We start from the raw sequence: 16,339 nt of genomic DNA on the forward strand, positions 1-16,339 counted from the left end.
ACATCAAACCTGAAAATAAAACAGGCAATCTGATTTGGCCGTTTCTGCCAGCCGGTTTACTACAATGAGCATCATGGGCATGGTCACGGTAAGACAATGGTCGTCAGCACAGAACCAGGTGCTGACTGCTTCTCTGGGGCTTCTTCCGGCGATGCGGAAATGGCTGAGTTTATGATGGTCCACCCATCCGAGTACATCGCCGGGATTGACCTGTGTAAAACTCAAACCGGATATGTCCTGCCGCAACGTGCAATTGACGCCGAACACCGGTTTATCTGAATACGTCAGCGCCGCACTTCTTCGCAGTTCTAGTCTTCGCGGCTGTTTAAGTATGTTAACCAGCTGACGGGGATGGATTGATTCGGTATGCCAGAAATGCATCAGGCCTTTGTATAACTGACTACGCTGAAGACCGGTATATTCCGCCGGTGCATAAACAGAAATGAGGGGATAATCTGCAGATAAATCCGTAATCGCACCGGTCTTGAGGGGAGACCAGAGCAGATTGCCGGAGAAAAAAGACGTCAGAGCACAGGTATCTCTGTTTTCTGTCGCCGAAATGGCAAAGGTTTCTGTGAGCACGCAGGAGTCGTGGATATCGACCAGCGCACCGGGTTGCCATTTTTCAATCTGGTTAAGCAGTGTATTAGCGGGATGTCCGGGCTGGCAGATGAAAGGGTCGCGAAAGCAGCGGTTGAGATCCCGCTGACCCGGTAAAAACGGATGACTGAATTGAGGAAGCAGTTTCGCTGCTTCTACCGAGATAATCACAATTTTCATGTCCGTGGCAGGTTCGCCGCCATGAATCATGGTAGCCAGTAATGTTCGTAAACTGTTGCTGTTGTCTCCGTGCAGCAGGCTGGTAATTACTCTGCAGGGTGTTTCTTTCCCCTTTTTTTCCTTCCCTTTGATGTGCAGTACTGACGGGCCGGGCAATTGAGTTATGAAATCTGTTGCAGAGGCGGGGAGCAGTGCGGTATCCACATCATAAAAGTGATAGAAGCCGTCCTGATCAGTATCGGTTTTCCGGAATGCCGCCGTCATAATTATTCCTGTATCGCCATGAGATCCGTTATTCACAGAAAGCATAGTTGCCCGTGGTTTTTATGCGTTGACGCAGATCAAGAGGAAGGATTTCTACAGAAATGGCCACCGTCCGGAAGAAATTCCACCCGACATTCGTGGTAAAGGCGGGAGAATTTAATCGCAAAACCAGCATTATTCAGCGTGTGATCTTGCACCTTGCGAAATAATCAGGGTAGGGTAGGAAACGGAACTTCCCGTTCACTAAAACATAATAAATATAAATTCGCGCAGGCTTTTCTGCCTGTCGCAGACGTTCAGACACGATACTTGTTGAACTTATAATTTGGAGAACTCACTTTGCGCAAATCCCTCTCGATGTTGCTGCTGCTTGTCAGCAGTAATCTGTGGGCTGCACTGCCGTCGGTATCTGACTTTACGAAGGATATGACCCGCAGTGATGGCTACCTGCCATTCTATTACGATGACGGCTCAGACAAAATTTATCTGCTGGTTAATAAGCCTGATACCCAAATGCTGTTGCAGACCAGTCTGCCACAGGGTGTAGGTTCTAATGATATTGGTCTGGATCGTGGTCAGCTTGGCCTGGCTCACCTGATAGTGTTTGAACGTCACGGTAACAAAGTGCTGATGAAAGAGCTGAACACCCGTTACCGTTCAGTCTCAGATAATGCTGCCGAACTGGCCAGTATTGATGAAGCCTTTGCAGACTCTGTGCTGGCGGGTTTTACCGCAGTCGCAGAGAACGGTGACAACGTCCTGATTGATTATACGGCGTATCTGCTCAGTGACGTGCACGGTATATCAAACCGTCTTACCCGTGCGAAGCAGGGCAGTTATAAACCTGACCCGTCACGCAGTGCCGTTTTTCTTCCACGCAGTAAAGGTTTTCCAAAAAATACGGAGCTGGAGTCTATTGTTACTTTTGCAGGTAGCAATCCCGGTGAGTATGTAAAGCAGGTTACCCCGAGTGCGGAAAGTATCACTGTGCATTTGCATCACTCGTTCGTAGAGTTACCTGAACCGGGTTATACGCCGCGGGCATATCATCCTTTTGCTGGGTACGGTAAGCAATATTATTACGACTACGCCACGGATATTACTGAACCTACTGAAGTAAAATATATAGCCCGTCACCGTCTGCAAAAGAAAGACATTGATGCAGAGATGAGCGAGCCGGTAGAACCTATTATCTATTACCTTGATCCGGGTATTCCGGAACCGGTAATGAGTGCGCTTAAAGAAGGTGCAAGCTGGTGGAATCAGGCTTATGAAGCTATCGGCTATAAAGATGCTTTCCAGGTAAAAGTACTGCCTGAAGGTGCCGATCCTATGGACATCCGTTACAACATGATTAACTGGGTTCACCGTGCAACCCGTGGCTGGTCATACGGTTATTCAGTGAAAGATCCCCGTACCGGTGAAATCATTAAAGGCAATGTGACCCTTGGCTCTTTGCGCGTCCGTCAGGATTTTCTGATTGCTCTGGGTATGACCAGCCCGTTTGACGGTGAGCAGACAACAGATGCCCAGAAAGAGATGGCGCTGGCCCGTATCCGTCAGTTGTCAGCTCACGAAGTGGGACACACACTGGGCTTGTCGCATAATTTTGCTGCCAGTGAAGACGGCCGCGAGTCTGTGATGGATTATCCTCATCCCCTTATCAGCGTTAAGAACGACAAAATCGTGCTGGATGACGCGTATGATACCGGTATGGGCAAGTGGGACTTCCACACGATTGCTTACGGCTACCAGGACTATGCTTCTGCGGAAGCTGAAGCTGCCGGACTGGCTGCATTAATTGAATCGGACCGTGAAAAGGGTCTCGAATTTAAAACCGACTGGGACACCCGTTCTGCTTATCACCCTTCAAGTAATGGTCATATGTGGGACAACGGCAATGATCCGCTGGATGCCTTTGATGAAATGGCCGGTATTCGTAGTCTGGCGCTGAAAAACTTTGGAATGAATTCTATCCCTGATAATGCCAGTTTGTCGTCTCTTGAAGACGTACTTGTGCCGGTTTATCTGTCTCACCGTTATCAGCTGGAAGCGGTTTCCAAGCAGATTGGCGGCCTGAATTATGAATATGAGCGCAAAGGTGATTACAGCAAACCAAAAGGTGTGAGTTTTGTTGCTGCAGAGCGTCAGAAGCGGGCACTGAAACAATTGCTTGAAGCGACGTCACCGGCTTTCCTGCGCTTACCGGATGAAGTGCTTGCCCTTATCCCGCCAACGGCATTCGGCGATGATATTACCCGTGAGCAATTCAAAAGCCGTATGGGACTGGCATTCGACCCTGTCAGTGCCGCAGAAGCCGCAGCCAACTTCAGTTACAGCCTGTTACTGCATCCTGAACGCCTGAACCGTGTCTCCTGGCAGGCCAGCCAGTCGAAAGGGATCCCTGACGTGGCAGAAATTGCCGGCCGTATTTTTGCTATGCACTGGTATGACAAAAAGCAGGCTGATTATGGTCTGAATGCCAGATTACGCATGGTGGCGCTGAACGCTGTTATAAAAGCGGCAACGGCAGATGAGCTGGCGCCGGAAGCGAAACTGGCGCTGAATGATGCGCTTATGGAGCTTGACGAGTGGCTGGATGATAAAAGTAAATTGCCGGGCTCTGAGCTGTTACATAAACAACTCGGCGTATACTTTGAAACAGGCAGCTGGCCGGGGGCATTCGAACCTAAACCTCTGCCACCTGGTTCACCCATTTAAGCGGTGTCAGCAGGCAGTTTGTCTGCTGAATCACCGGTGTATTACGGTATAAAAAAACGGCGCATCATGCGCCGTTTTTATTTGTGTCCTTTTTCTGCTCAGGCTGTAGTCAGGTAGGTATAGTTTGTAAATACCTTAAATAACTGGGTGCCGCTGAGCACCGATGCGGACGGAAAATGAAGCATGGGAATTAAATCGCAGGGGGCTTCCAGGGTAAAACAGCCGGCCTCTGTATCGAGTTCATCAATGTTGAGGACCCTCGCCATCGTGTCGCCCCGTGTGACTTTCTGACCGGGTTTAACGCAGTACTCCACCATACCGCCCCACTGGGTGAACAATGTTTTGTAGTCTCTCAGTGCCACGCCGATCCGGTTCATCACGGCTGGCTCCAGCGTAGATGCCGGTAACACGTCTTTTTGTGTCAGGTAAGTCAGAATACTCAGCGCATCCACTTTTCCTTCAGAGAACTGAATCACTTCCTGACTACCCATTTCAAGGGTGAACCCTTCCACGCCGAATGCGAAAGGCCGGCCGAACCTTGTTGTCAGTGCATCCTCCAGTGTCCACCAGGGACAGAACGTGGCTTCATCCAGTGCACCGGCAAATTTGTTAGGAATAAAAATACAGTGAGGAAAGTTAAACTGGTAGGCCGCGTCTCTGGCATATTCAGGAATATAAATGTGTCTTGTGGATACCGGTCCGTTGTGTAAGTCCAGCACATAATCAGCATTCACAGCCAGTTGCTGTAACTTCAGATTAAGTTGTTGAGCCAGCCCGAGTCCCCAGGGCGAAGCCAGCTTTTCGGCAATACATTCTGCCCAGTAATGACGGAAGTCGTTGCGGATAGTGGCTATATCGTCATTGTCCTGCACTGTTTCTGCAAACGCCAGGACTTTTTCTTCATCATAAAAATAGCCGCGGTTCCAGTTTGTGCCGTTGACCGGGTCAAAGCGCCCCAGGGTGTATTCACCGGCTTTGATGTTGGTGCCAATGGGATTACAGTTCGGGACGAGAATGATTTCACCGGCAATCTGCTGATCTTTCAGTGCCTGAATTAGCTGATATATCACCACGTTGCCCTGAACTTCAGCGCCATGGATAGAGCTCTGGATATAGACTACAGGACCGGGTTTTTCTCCCTTGAAACGGTAAACAGGCACATTCATGCTGCGGCCTGAAGCATTCTGGGCAACCACCATGTGGTTTTTCGTCATTATTGTCATAATATCTCTTTTATTTTGGCTGACAAATGTCACAGTCTGGCAGCGGTGGTACGGTAAATTTTTGCCATTGAAAAGTGAGGCCGTCAAAAAGGTGAAGTTCACCGGCGGGTAATGTACCAAAACCGGTCAGTACCTGCATGGCAAGTTGCGCCTGGCAGGCACCGGTAATACTGACTACCGGAGAAAGAATACCTGCTTCGTTACAACTCAGCTCCGTCATACTGAAGCGTTTTTCCACACATTGATAGCAGGCTTTACTGCTGCCGGGAATGCTGACAAAAAGCTGACCTTCAAACCGGATGGCAGCACCGCTGACAAGGGGTTTACCAAGGCGGTAACTGATTGCATTGATTTGCTTTCTGCTGGCAAGATTGTCTGTGCAGTCAATAACTATGTCATGGCTTTCTACCAGACGGCTCAGCAGGTTATCATCCGGCCTTTCGGATACACAATGAATGACACATTCCGGCACGAGTGCAAGTAAACGTTGCCGGGCCGCTTCTGTTTTTAATTTACCGCAATCTTCTGGCGTAAACAGAATTTGTCGGGGGAGATTGTGTGCTTCCACTTTGTCATCGTCGGCCAGTGTGATTGTTCCCGCGCCGCCGGTGCACATGAGTTGGGCAACCGTATTACCCAGGCCTCCGGCGCCAAGGATTAATACTTGGCTGTTGAGCAGTTTTTCCTGACCTTCCAGGTCAAACTGTGGCAGCACGACGTGCCGGTTGTATCGCATAGCTTGAGTATGCGTTAAAGTATCTGGCATAGTAGTAAAAAATCTCTTTTCAGCGACGGTGCGGTACTAAGCGTACACGTATATTTACCGCCGTATTTTATCAGGAAAACCCATGTCTTCAGCAGTATCTCTTAATATCGCCGTTCTTACTATCTCTGACACCCGGACAACAGACACAGACACGTCCGGCGCTTACCTCATTGAAGCTGTAGAAACAGCAGGCCATAAGCTGGCTGCGCGGGATCTGGTAAAAGATGATATTTATGCTCAGCGTGCGATTGTGTCTGCATGGATTGCCGACCCTGCTATCCATGCGATTCTGGTGACAGGTGGTACCGGCTTTACCCACAGAGATTCAACGCCTGAAGCGTTGTCTGTTTTATTTGATAAAACCGTTGACGGTTTTGGCGAGCTGTTCCGTCATCTGAGTTATCAGGAAATCGGCACCTCTACCATTCAGTCCCGTGCTATTGCCGGGTTTGCCAACCGGACTGCTATTTTCTGTTTGCCGGGCAGCACCGGTGCCTGCCGCACCGCCTGGGAAGGCATTGTTCGCAGTCAGCTGGATTCTGAATACCGTCCGTGTAACTTTGTAAAACACCTTACCGGTGAACTGTAATGAGCGGATTCAGTCATTTAAATGCCAGTGGCGAAGCAAATATGGTCGACGTGTCCGGCAAGCAGGAAACTCAGCGTGAAGCACTGGCAGAAGGCTACCTGTATGTGTCTGATGCCGTTATGACAGCCATTTCAGAGCAAACAGTGATGAAAGGCGATGTGTATGCCGTAGCCAGAGTAGCGGGTATACAGGGCGCGAAACGTTGCGCTGATTTAATTCCGTTATGCCACCCGTTACCGCTGACCAAAGTGGACATCGGCTTTACCGCTGAGCCTGAACAAAACCGCATTCACACGACCTGCTTTTGCAAAGTCAGCGGCAAAACCGGCGTGGAAATGGAAGCACTTACCGGTGTGAATATCGCCTTACTGACATTGTTCGACATGTGCAAAGCGCTGGATCCGGCCATGCGCATAGAAGGCGTCAGAGTGTTACAAAAGCGGGGCGGTAAAACCGGTGACTGGAAGGCAGAGCAAAAAGCATGATTACCATAAAAACCTTTGCGCAGATCCGTGAAATCAGTGGCGACAGTGACCTATCTCTTCCCCTGCCGGAAAACTGCACTACCGTTGCCGGTCTGAAAGCGCATCTTGCAACCCGGTCATCCGCCTGGGAGCAGGCCTTGTCTGCCGGGGTGCTCTGCGCGGTTAATCAGTCGCTGGGTGATGAAACCAGTGCGGTTAACGATGGTGACGAGGTGGCGTTTTTCCCGCCGGTGACAGGAGGCTGAATGTTTGCTGAAGTAACCACAGCCTTACTGGATGAAACGGCTTATGTTGAAAAGCTCCGTCAATCATCGCACAATGCTGGTGCAATAGTAACGTTCACTGGCCTGGTCCGTGACTATAACGCTGACGGTGCAATTGAAGGTATCAGTCTGGAGCAGTACCCGGGGATGACCGCGAGTGCCATGCAACAGTTGTTGCAGCAGGCCTCAGCCAGGTTTGCATTGCTCAGTGCCGGTATTGTACACCGCGTCGGTTACATCGGAAATTACGAGCCGGTGGTGTGGGTAGGCTGCAGCGCCAGCCACCGTAAGGCTGCCTTCGACGGCGCAGAATTCGTTATGGATATGCTGAAAAAGTCGGTGCCGCTTTGGAAGAAAGAACATGCTGACGGAAAAACAGCATGGGTTGCCGCAAAGGCATCAGATGAAGAAGCCGCCATGAAGTGGCTCAGGAATGAAGGTTTATCAGACAATTTATGAAGAACAGGATGTGTCGGGCGTATAAAGTCTGTCTGTGTGTCATGCTACTTCTGGCAGGTAAAGGATTTGCCGCAGATCAGGTAGTAAATATTGCCGTTGCCGCCAATTTTGCCGGGCCGGTTAAACATTTCGCCAGTGCTTTTGAAGAAAAAACCGGTATCCGTCCGGTTATCACCGTCGGTTCAAGCGGCACTTTATTTGCGCAAATTGGCCACGGTGCCCCCTTTGACGTATTTCTTTCTGCTGATGCAGCCAGACCTGAAGCGCTGGTGGCCGAAGGCAAAGCCGATAAACAAAATCTGCGCAGTTACGCCAGAGGGCGTCTGGCACTGGTAACCAGACAGTCAGCGGCGTCTGGCCTGGATGAATTTCTGACAAGGCAGTTCAGCAAACCTGTTGCCATTGCCAATCCCAAACTCGCGCCTTATGGTCTGGCGGCTGAACAGGTGCTCTCCACGCTGCCTGAAAATACTGCACTTCCTTTTAAACTGGTGCGTGGAAAAAGTATTTTACAAGCGTGGCAGTACTTTACTGCAGGTAATGTGGACGATGCGTTTGTAGCGTGGTCCCTGGTGAAAAATTCGAAAGCAAATTACTGGTTAATCCCTGCCTCCATGCACGATCCCATCGTGCAAAAAATGGTGATTGTAAAACACAACCAGCACCCTTATGCCGCACGGCGGTTTATGCAATACATGATGTCACCGGCGGTGCAGAACGCGCTGGCAGACTGGGGATACCAGCCGGTAAAAGCGCGGCAAAAGAAAAATAAGGATAAAACCGGTGAGCGGTGACATGGATGCTATCTGGCTGACACTGGAACTGGCACTGATCACCAGTCTGGTGCTGATGTTGATTGCCACGCCGCTGGCATGGAAGTTATCCCGCTGGCAGCATAAAGCAAAGAATCTGGTACTTGCTGTGGTGGCGTTGCCGCTGGTGTTGCCGCCTACTGTGCTGGGTTTTTATCTGCTGGTGGTGTTTTCCCCGGATGCACTGGCAGGGCAATTATGGCAGGCCGTTACCGGTCAGCAACTGGCCTTTTCTTTTTCCGGTCTGGTGGTGGGTTCGGTGATTTATTCACTGCCCTTTGCCGTACAGCCTCTTTATGCCAGTTTTATTCAGCTGGACAGTCGTTATATCGATGTAGCCCGAACCATGGGAATGTCCAAATGGTCACGTTTCCGTCGCATCATTATGCCTATCTGTAAACCCGCCTTTATCGTTGCACTTGGATTAAGTTTCGCCCACACCATCGGTGAATTTGGTGTGGTGCTGATGATAGGCGGCAATATTCCGGGTGAAACTCAGGTACTGTCTATTGCGTTGTTTGAGCATGTGGAGGCACTTGAATACGGTCAGGCTCATGCGCTTGCTCTTGGCTTGCTGGTCTTTTCCTTCCTCTTGATGGCGCTGCTTTACCGCTATAACCGAAACGGAGTGTCGTCATGGAAGTCGTAGTGCAGGCAACATGGGACAATCTGCAACTCAATGCCAGTATTCAGTTACCGGCAACGGCACAATTTATTGGCCTGAGCGGACCATCCGGCGCCGGTAAATCAACATTTCTGCGTTGCCTGGCCGGACTTACCGGTTCTGCAATAGTCACCGGGCAGTGGGAAAATAGTCGCATTGCCAGGGTCCGCACAGGGCTCGTGTTTCAGGACAGTCTGTTATTCCCCCATTTATCAGTGGGGCAGAATTTACTGCTGGCGGCAGATTTTGCAAAACAGCAGACCTATCACTTTGACGAGGTGGTTCTGGGGTGTAAATGTAATCACCTGATGACACGTATGCCCGATACACTCTCGGGAGGCGAAGCGCAGCGGGTAGCCATTGCCAGAGCCATTTTAAATTCACCGCAAATCCTGTTACTGGATGAACCGGTGAGCGCGCTGGATGATACGTTAAAACACGATGTGCTTAAGTATTTAACAAAGCTGGCCCGCAGCGGTCTGAAAATGCTGATGGTGTCCCACGACCTCCGTGAACTGGCTTTGTACAGTGAATACATGGCATGGATGGAGCAGGGCAGTATTGTCCATCAGGGCGCATCAAATGATGTGCTGGCACAGTTAACTCCGTCTATGCCAAATTTCGAACAGCAGTTCAGTGTGCTTAAAGGCGCACTAAAAGCACATCTGCCCGAGCAGGCTTGTTATGCCATAGAATGCGAAGGGCATACGCTCTATGCACGCTATCCTGTGGTCAGTAAGGAACAGGCCATGCTGACCATCGACGCCAGGGATGTCAGTATCGACCGGCAGGAAGCTAATGCCTCTTCCATTGTCAATGCCTTACCCTGTGTCATTGAGTCCGTGTCTGAAAGCCGGGGCGGGCAGGTAATGATAAATCTGATGTGTGGCCGCAGCAGATTGTTTGCGCTGATCAGTCAGTTGTCCCAGGAACGGTTACAGTTCCGTGAGGGAGAAGCTGTAACCGCCAGGTTTAAACTCAGATAACTCGGGAATACCGGTGCTGAATTGCGGCGCTGCCTTTAAGGTAAGCGTCGAAAGTCATACAGATGATGCGGATAAACAGTCTTGCTGACGGAAATACCTCGATACCCGTTCCGGTTACCTGTAATAAACCATCTTCTTCAAATTCTTTCAGTGCCGCCAGTTCCGGCTCAAAATGCTGGCGGAACTGAATACCGAAAAGCGCCTCTGTTGCAGAAAAGTCCACGGTAAGATTGCACATTAATTGTTGGATAACGTAGCGTCTGAGCAAATCTGAGGGCGACAGAAACACGCCTTTTTCTGCAATTTCTTCATTGTTATCAAGTTTGCCGTAATAGTCATTCAGGGTTTTCGGGTTTTGCAGGTAAGCATTGCCTGCGGCACTGATAGAGGAAACGCCCAGTCCCAGTAAATCCAGATCCCCCCGTGTGGTGTAGCCCTGAAAATTCCGGTGCAATTTTTTATTCCGTTGCGCTTCGGCCAGTTCGTCAGACGGCAGGGCGAAATGGTCCATGCCAATCATTTCATAACCTGCCTGTGTAAGGCTGGTGATGGCTTGTTTCATGAGCCCTGTTTTTACCTGTGCAGAAGGCAGCCACTCATCTTTTATTTTGCGCTGGGCAGCAAACCGCTCAGGCAGATGGGCGTAGCTGAACAGGGAAATCCGCTCCGGCGTCATCGCCTTTACCGCTGCCAGTGTAGAAGCAAAGGTATCTGCTGTCTGATGAGGCAGGCCGTAAATCAGATCCAGATTCACAGATTTAAATCCGGCGGAACGGGCGCAATCTACCAGCGTGGCGATATGCGATGTGCTCTGAACCCGGTTTATCGCTTCCTGCACACGGTAATCCGTATCCTGTACGCCAATACTCAGGCGGTTATAGCCTAAAGAGGCAAGGTGTCGCAAATAAGCAGGCGTGGTACGGCGGGGATCGATTTCAATACTCATTTCTGCATCGTTGACCACATCAAAAGCCGATTTCAGCATACCTGCCAGGCGTGTTTGCTGTTGCTCTGTGAGGAACCCCGGCGTGCCCCCTCCCAAGTGTATTTGTTCCGCTTTACGGTGCCGGAAAGCAGGCGCGCGCCGTTGAATTTCTTTTTCCAGATAATCCAGATAACGATCTGCTTTTTCCTGATGTCTGGTCACAATTTTATTGCAGCCGCAGTAATAACAAAGGCTGTGGCAGAAAGGAATATGTACATACAGCGAAACGCCGCTGGCCTGAGTGACACTCAGTGCTTTTTCCAGAGGCGCTGGTTCAGATAACCCGGAAAACGTTAATGCGGTTGGGTAAGAGGTATAGCGCGGCCCGTTAATATTGTATTTCTTCAGGCGTGCGGGATCGAATAATTCGTTTGCTGACATGGTTATTCCGGCTTGAGTAGAATGCACGGAAAGTATAATCAGCAGACAAAGAGGTGTTGTTGATCTACTTCAAGTTTTCGCCAGCCAGTTTTGTAAAACGCAACCGGCCGGCGTTTACTCTTCGAAATGACAATCAGAACTTGCGGGTAACAGTGACACCCCAGGAGAGCGGCTGGCCGGGATAAGCCATAAGCTTGCCGGCCTGAACAGGTACATCGAAACCGTTTCTGGCGATGTACTCTTTATTTGTCAGATTCCTGCCCCATAACGTGATGCGTGTATCCCACTGCGGGACTGACAGTTCAACCCGTGCGTTCACCAGGGCATAACTGCTGCTGTGTTTATACGGATCGTTAGTATCATCAAGGAACAAGTCTCCCGTATATTGATAATCTGCAGCCATGACAACCGGATACCCGCCTGCCATTAATGTGTGTTGCAACGTCAGGCTGGCAGAGGTTTCCGGTTCAAACCCCAGGCGATCACCGGTTCTGGAGCAGTAGGGTGTATCTGCAGAAGGCCGGCCGGGATCATCCGTCCCGGTATGCCAGGGATAAGCAACCTGGCAGGTGCCTTTTTCAAAATCGTCAAAACCGGTAAGGGTACGGGCAAGGGTCAGGCCGGCACGGGTATCGGAAACAGGAAACCAGACAATTTCAAGTTCATACCCTTTAGTATGTAAGTCGCCGGCATTTTGTAAATTAAAACCAAGACCGGTAAAAGTCGAGGCCTGAAAATCTTTGATTTGGGTGTAATGCAGTGCACCGTTAATGCGCAGGTTTTGCTCCGGAAATTGTTTTTTCACACCCAGTTCGTAAGCGGTGGCTTTTTCTGCGTTAAATTGGGGGCTTAACCCTTCGGCAATACGATCTGTATTCATGCCTCCCGATTTAAACCCTGTGCTGGTACTGGCATACCAGAGGCTATTGTTATCTGGTTGCCAGCTTATTTTCAGCGTCCCTGTAAGTTGTCCGTCGTTACGTTTTTCGTCCAGATCACTACGGGGAAGTACCGATGCTGTACCGAGAAAGTAATAGCCCCAGCCCGCCTGAGTAAAAGGAAGCAGCGCACTGAGTTGCGTGTAATCAGGGGGATTGCCGGTTGCCAGGCTCTGAGCAAAAGAGCCAAGGGCGACAGCGGCACTCAGCGGATCAGGAATGTTTTCAGTACCTGTTGGTAATCCGTCAATGCCAGGACCCTGTTCATCAAAGCGGGCGGTCAATGTTTTATCCTCGCGGGTGTATCGTAATCCGGCGGTGAGGGTAAATTCTTCAGCAAATTGCCAGTCAGTCTGGCTGAATACGGCCAGGCTGTCCTGCTGCTGATAAGCATTGTGGGCAAACTGAGTCTGGCCGGGCGTGGCTGATGCAACAGCGGGGACAAGGCCGGATGTTGCTGCACTCAGGGCATTTACGCCGTCAGTCAGGGGTTGCAGTTCAGCCGCAGACGCTGCGAAAAATGCCGGAAATGCGTCACCGGTGGTGATAGCAAAATCCAGGTCAAGGTTCTGGCTGAAATACCACAATCCGGCGATGGTAGTGACATGCTCACCGGACCAGGTTGCCCGCAACTCCTGGGAAAACGCCTGTTGTCGGGCGTTATTGGTAGTGGAAAGCAAGTCTGCATCAGTAAAATCTGTATCTGTCTGGTCGAAGCTGTCAAAGCCACGCCAGGCTGTGATGGAGGTGAGCAATAATGCGGGGGATGTTTGCCAGTTTATTTCTGCAGAAAGCCCCTTGTCCTGCATGCGGGATTCGGGCAGGGAGCTGAGTGCCGTGGTATAGCGGTAAAACTCATCACCGGTAAATAAGGTGGCATTGTACGGTGGCATCATCAGCAAGGTGTCTGTTCCGTATTTCCCTTCGACACCGTTTGCTTGCCGGTTATCCTGCAACGTTAATGCGCCGCAACAATGTTCATCGAGTTCTGCGTAATCGGCAATTATCCGCACTGATACGTCGTCTGACGGCGTATACAGGGTTTGAAGACGCACACCGGAACGGTTCCTGTCATTAATTGTGTCGTCACCATAGCCTGTGTCATCAATCCATCCATCCCTGCGCGTACTGAAGCCTGATACTCTGGCAGCCAGTTTATTATCAATTACATTAATTGACGTTGCTCCGCTTAGCCGGATCAAATCACCATTGCCGGCGGTTACTGTAATAAAACCATTGCCGGTTTCAAAATCAGGTTGTCGCGTTCTGAAAACCACTGCACCAGCCGGTGTATTTTTACCGAAAAGTGAGCCCTGAGGGCCGCGAAGAATTTCTACAGTATCAATATCGACTAAATCATTGATCACCGCATTCTGACGAGACCGGTAGACGCCATCTACATAGAGACCGGTAGAAGACTCAAAACCGTAATTCTGCGAAGAGGTACCAATTCCCCGAATGGAAAAACTGGAGTTGACCGCACTTTGACTTTGAAAGGCAGAAAAAGCGGGTACGTAACCCTGAATGTCGAAAACGTCCATTGATGCTGTTTCATTAATCATCTTTCCGGTGATGGCAGACATGGCAACAGGCACATCCTGCATATCCCGCGGGCGCTTCTGAGCGGTAACTTCAATATGTTCAAGTTTGGTCGGAGAAGGATCTTGCCGGGCAATACTTTGAAAAGAGGTGATTAAGGCGGTACTGATCAGAGAAAAATAAAACAACCTGCCTGTTGAGCTGTGCGACATGAACAATTCCTGTTTCTTATTTTGTCCGGTCCTTCGCTGCGATGAATAGGTTTTTCAGACTCCTTTTGAAAAACGGCCATTATTCTGCCCGAATAATCAGCAACTTTCATGACAATTTTATAAAAACAGAAACAGGTATGAGCAGGGCGGGAGGAACTATATACGGATAGCACAAAAAATTGCGGCCCGTAAAACGGGCCGCGGAGATGCAGATGTTACTCTGCTTACCATGTTGAAAGGTTCAACACCTTCCCTGGTGCATGTTACGGGTTAGCCGCAACAAGATGGTCTGGTAAATTTTTTAAAAGAAGTGTCTTTTTGTTTTCCTGCAGGGAGCTGAAGATGTCTGCAGTTTGTTGTTCTTCTACGGCTGCCGCCGTCAGAATAGTTTTGTCTAAGGATTTACCTGCGCGAACTTTCTTTTTCACTGAAATCTCTGCAACACCGGAAGCCGCTGCTACGGAGGCTGTTTCGCTAGTGCCGGCCAGAACAACATTGCTGGAAGCCAGCAGAGATAAACCGATTAGTGTTGCTTTGATAGTTTTCATTCTGTTTATCCTGTTTAAAAAACAGGGCGCCGGAAGCGCCCGTAATGATGTTGTTTGTTCGCTATCTATTAAAGGCGATAATGACGCCGTTAGATACGCCTGGGCTGATACTTGGGTATTTGATAATATACGATAAATTTGGTATCTATATATTTTACAACTAGTTACGTCATTTTGGCGGGTGTGTTTTCTCCCGAAAATTGTTGTTTTTTACCCTGTGACCAGCTTTATCCAGCTATTTCGTATTTTCAACTATAACTTTTATGATGGGGTGAATTTTTATTATTTATCAATTCTATAAAAGAAAAAAGCGACGTTCCCGTCGCTTTTTAGAGTGCAGGCGTTAACCTGCTACCATGTTGAAATGGTATCTTCTGTTTCGTCTTAATCCTTAGAGGCGCTTAGACAAAACATCCGCGATAGGGCTTCCCTGGTTACCGGTTTCGTTTACCCAGGCCTGAAGGGTTTTGCCATCAGCTTCCGGTGCACTCAGGTCGCTCTTGGGCATTTTCTTCACCAGCAAGGTGCCGGTTTCTACTGCGTTGCTGCTGATGGCAGTACGGATAAGGCTGTTGCCACCACAGCTGATGCCAGAGTAGTAATCACGCAGCTTCAGGCGGTAATCAGATTCTACCAGACGAATTTTCTTACGCAGCTCACCTTTATCGTCAGCTTGTACAATAGTGCAAATGTTAGCCAGATCATCATTGATGTCCGCTTGCGCTACGCCAGTAAAACCTAAACCCATTGTTGCTACGATGAGAGAAGTCTTAACAATTTTCAACATGGTTAATTCCTCAGAAATAAAATTAAAAAGTGGTGTTGTTTGTTCGGGTTTAATTAAACTAAATTAATGCAGAATGAAAAATAGCAGGATGAATACTAAGGTATGCCGTGAAATACATTAATCTGATGATTGTTAGATAAGTAATTGTATTTGTTTGCTTAATTATCTTTTTGCGGTCTGGCATTTTAATGTTTTTATCTCAGAGCATCAGCGAAAAAGACCTGGCCGGATTTAAGACGAAAAAAAGCGGCGTTTCCGCCGCTTCTTAAGTGCAGGCTTTCGCCTGCTACCATGTTGAAATGGTACTTTAAATTTTTAGTCGTAATAAAATTACAGACGCTTAGCCAGTTCGTCAGCGATAGGGCTGCCCTGGTTACCAGTTTCGTTAACCCATGCCTGCAACGTTTTGCCATCAGCTTCCGGCGCACCCAGGTCACTCTTAGGCATTTTCTTAACCAGTAGCGTACCAGTTTCTACTGCGTTACTGCTGATGGCAGTACGGATAAGGCTGTTGCCACCACAGCTGATGCCAGTGTAATAGTCGCGCAGTTTCAAACGGTAGTCAGATTCTACCAGACGAATTTTCTTACGTAGTTCACCTTTGTCGTCAGCCTGAACGATTGTGCAGATGTTAGCTAAGTCGTCGTTGATATCAGCCTGAGCTGCGCCAGCGAATGTTAAACCCAGAGTTGCAGCGATGATAGAAGTCTTAACAATTTTCAACATGGTTAAATCCTCGAAGTAGTTAAAAGTTTATGTTGTGTTGTTTGTTCGGGACCTATTAAACAAAAGTTGAAGAGAAAGAAAAATACCAGGGGATAAACATGGGTATTTGAACTGATACCTAACTGAAGGGGCTTGTAAAGTTTGCAGCCCGGACTGGACTTCACTTTCTGCCGACGAAAACTTGAAGAGTGAATCCGCTAAGGACAAAGTA

At 49.1% G+C, this 16,339-nt stretch carries 16 protein-coding genes; 8 read left to right on the forward strand and 8 right to left on the reverse strand.

Annotated features, from left to right (window positions below; translation table 11 throughout):
- Positions 1-3: 3 nt before the first annotated feature.
- Positions 4-1,044 (reverse strand): M14 family metallopeptidase, encoded by a 1,041-nt coding sequence (locus ACXAG2_RS16415; protein ID WP_474868721.1) that lies wholly within the window; start codon positions 1,042-1,044, stop codon positions 4-6.
- Between the two features lie 357 nt (positions 1,045-1,401).
- On the opposite strand from ACXAG2_RS16415, the gene ACXAG2_RS16420 reads away from it, so the two are divergent.
- Complete coding sequence (locus tag ACXAG2_RS16420; RefSeq protein WP_474868809.1) at positions 1,402-3,765, forward strand: zinc-dependent metalloprotease; 2,364 nt, start codon at positions 1,402-1,404, stop codon at positions 3,763-3,765.
- A 98-nt stretch (positions 3,766-3,863) separates the two neighbouring features.
- On the opposite strand, the gene ACXAG2_RS16425 is transcribed toward ACXAG2_RS16420, so the two are convergent.
- Both ACXAG2_RS16425 and ACXAG2_RS16430 read right to left on the reverse strand, forming a co-directional pair.
- Positions 3,864-4,988: a M14 family metallopeptidase gene (locus ACXAG2_RS16425; protein ID WP_474868724.1), complete on the reverse strand. Its 1,125-nt coding sequence runs from the start codon at positions 4,986-4,988 to the stop codon at positions 3,864-3,866.
- A 10-nt stretch (positions 4,989-4,998) separates the two neighbouring features.
- Complete coding sequence (locus tag ACXAG2_RS16430; RefSeq protein ID WP_474868726.1) at positions 4,999-5,754, reverse strand: HesA/MoeB/ThiF family protein; 756 nt, start codon at positions 5,752-5,754, stop codon at positions 4,999-5,001.
- A gap of 82 nt (positions 5,755-5,836) precedes the next feature.
- On the opposite strand from ACXAG2_RS16430, the gene moaB reads away from it, so the two are divergent.
- The 7 genes from moaB to ACXAG2_RS16465 are packed head-to-tail and all read left to right on the forward strand — an operon-like array spanning position 5,837 to position 10,012.
- Positions 5,837-6,343, forward strand: a complete 507-nt coding sequence (gene moaB / locus ACXAG2_RS16435) for a molybdenum cofactor biosynthesis protein B (RefSeq protein WP_119501003.1) — start codon at positions 5,837-5,839, stop codon at positions 6,341-6,343.
- The gene (moaC, locus tag ACXAG2_RS16440; protein WP_474868729.1) at positions 6,343-6,828 is read left to right on the forward strand and encodes a cyclic pyranopterin monophosphate synthase MoaC; all 486 of its coding nucleotides are present in this window, start codon (positions 6,343-6,345) and stop codon (positions 6,826-6,828) included. Before moaB ends, moaC begins: the two co-directional genes overlap by 1 nt.
- Positions 6,825-7,073, forward strand: a complete 249-nt coding sequence (gene moaD, locus ACXAG2_RS16445) for a molybdopterin converting factor subunit 1 (RefSeq protein WP_474851860.1) — start codon at positions 6,825-6,827, stop codon at positions 7,071-7,073. Before moaC ends, moaD begins: the two co-directional genes overlap by 4 nt.
- A complete protein-coding gene (locus tag ACXAG2_RS16450; RefSeq protein ID WP_474868731.1) occupies positions 7,074-7,550 on the forward strand; it encodes a molybdenum cofactor biosynthesis protein MoaE in 477 nt (158 codons plus the stop codon). It begins immediately after the preceding gene.
- Between the two features lie 41 nt (positions 7,551-7,591).
- Positions 7,592-8,344, forward strand: a complete 753-nt coding sequence (gene modA / locus ACXAG2_RS16455) for a molybdate ABC transporter substrate-binding protein (protein WP_474868733.1) — start codon at positions 7,592-7,594, stop codon at positions 8,342-8,344.
- A gap of 1 nt (position 8,345) precedes the next feature.
- Positions 8,346-9,011 carry a molybdate ABC transporter permease subunit gene (gene modB / locus ACXAG2_RS16460; RefSeq protein ID WP_474868811.1) on the forward strand — a complete coding sequence of 222 codons (666 nt, stop codon included), beginning with the start codon at positions 8,346-8,348 and terminating at the stop codon, positions 9,009-9,011.
- Positions 8,999-10,012 (forward strand): ATP-binding cassette domain-containing protein, encoded by a 1,014-nt coding sequence (locus ACXAG2_RS16465; protein ID WP_474868736.1) that lies wholly within the window; start codon positions 8,999-9,001, stop codon positions 10,010-10,012. Before modB ends, ACXAG2_RS16465 begins: the two co-directional genes overlap by 13 nt.
- Here ACXAG2_RS16465 and hemN read toward each other — a convergent pair.
- The 5 genes from hemN to ACXAG2_RS16490 form a co-directional block, all read right to left on the reverse strand.
- On the reverse strand, positions 10,005-11,378 hold the full coding sequence (gene hemN / locus ACXAG2_RS16470) for an oxygen-independent coproporphyrinogen III oxidase (RefSeq protein WP_474868739.1): 1,374 nt from the start codon (positions 11,376-11,378) through the stop codon (positions 10,005-10,007). The genes ACXAG2_RS16465 and hemN overlap by 8 nt on opposite strands.
- Before the next feature lie 133 nt (positions 11,379-11,511).
- Positions 11,512-14,067 (reverse strand): TonB-dependent receptor, encoded by a 2,556-nt coding sequence (locus tag ACXAG2_RS16475; protein ID WP_474868741.1) that lies wholly within the window; start codon positions 14,065-14,067, stop codon positions 11,512-11,514.
- 263 nt (positions 14,068-14,330) lie between these two features.
- The gene (locus ACXAG2_RS16480) at positions 14,331-14,615 is read right to left on the reverse strand and encodes a hypothetical protein (RefSeq protein ID WP_474851871.1); all 285 of its coding nucleotides are present in this window, start codon (positions 14,613-14,615) and stop codon (positions 14,331-14,333) included.
- 391 nt (positions 14,616-15,006) lie between these two features.
- Positions 15,007-15,402 (reverse strand): DUF3718 domain-containing protein, encoded by a 396-nt coding sequence (locus tag ACXAG2_RS16485; protein ID WP_474845640.1) that lies wholly within the window; start codon positions 15,400-15,402, stop codon positions 15,007-15,009.
- 330 nt (positions 15,403-15,732) lie between these two features.
- Entirely contained in the window at positions 15,733-16,128 is a 396-nt protein-coding gene (locus ACXAG2_RS16490) for a DUF3718 domain-containing protein (protein ID WP_119501013.1), read from the reverse strand.
- Positions 16,129-16,339 lie beyond the last annotated feature (211 nt).

The organism is Alteromonas sp. ABH4_456, from assembly GCF_056160645.1.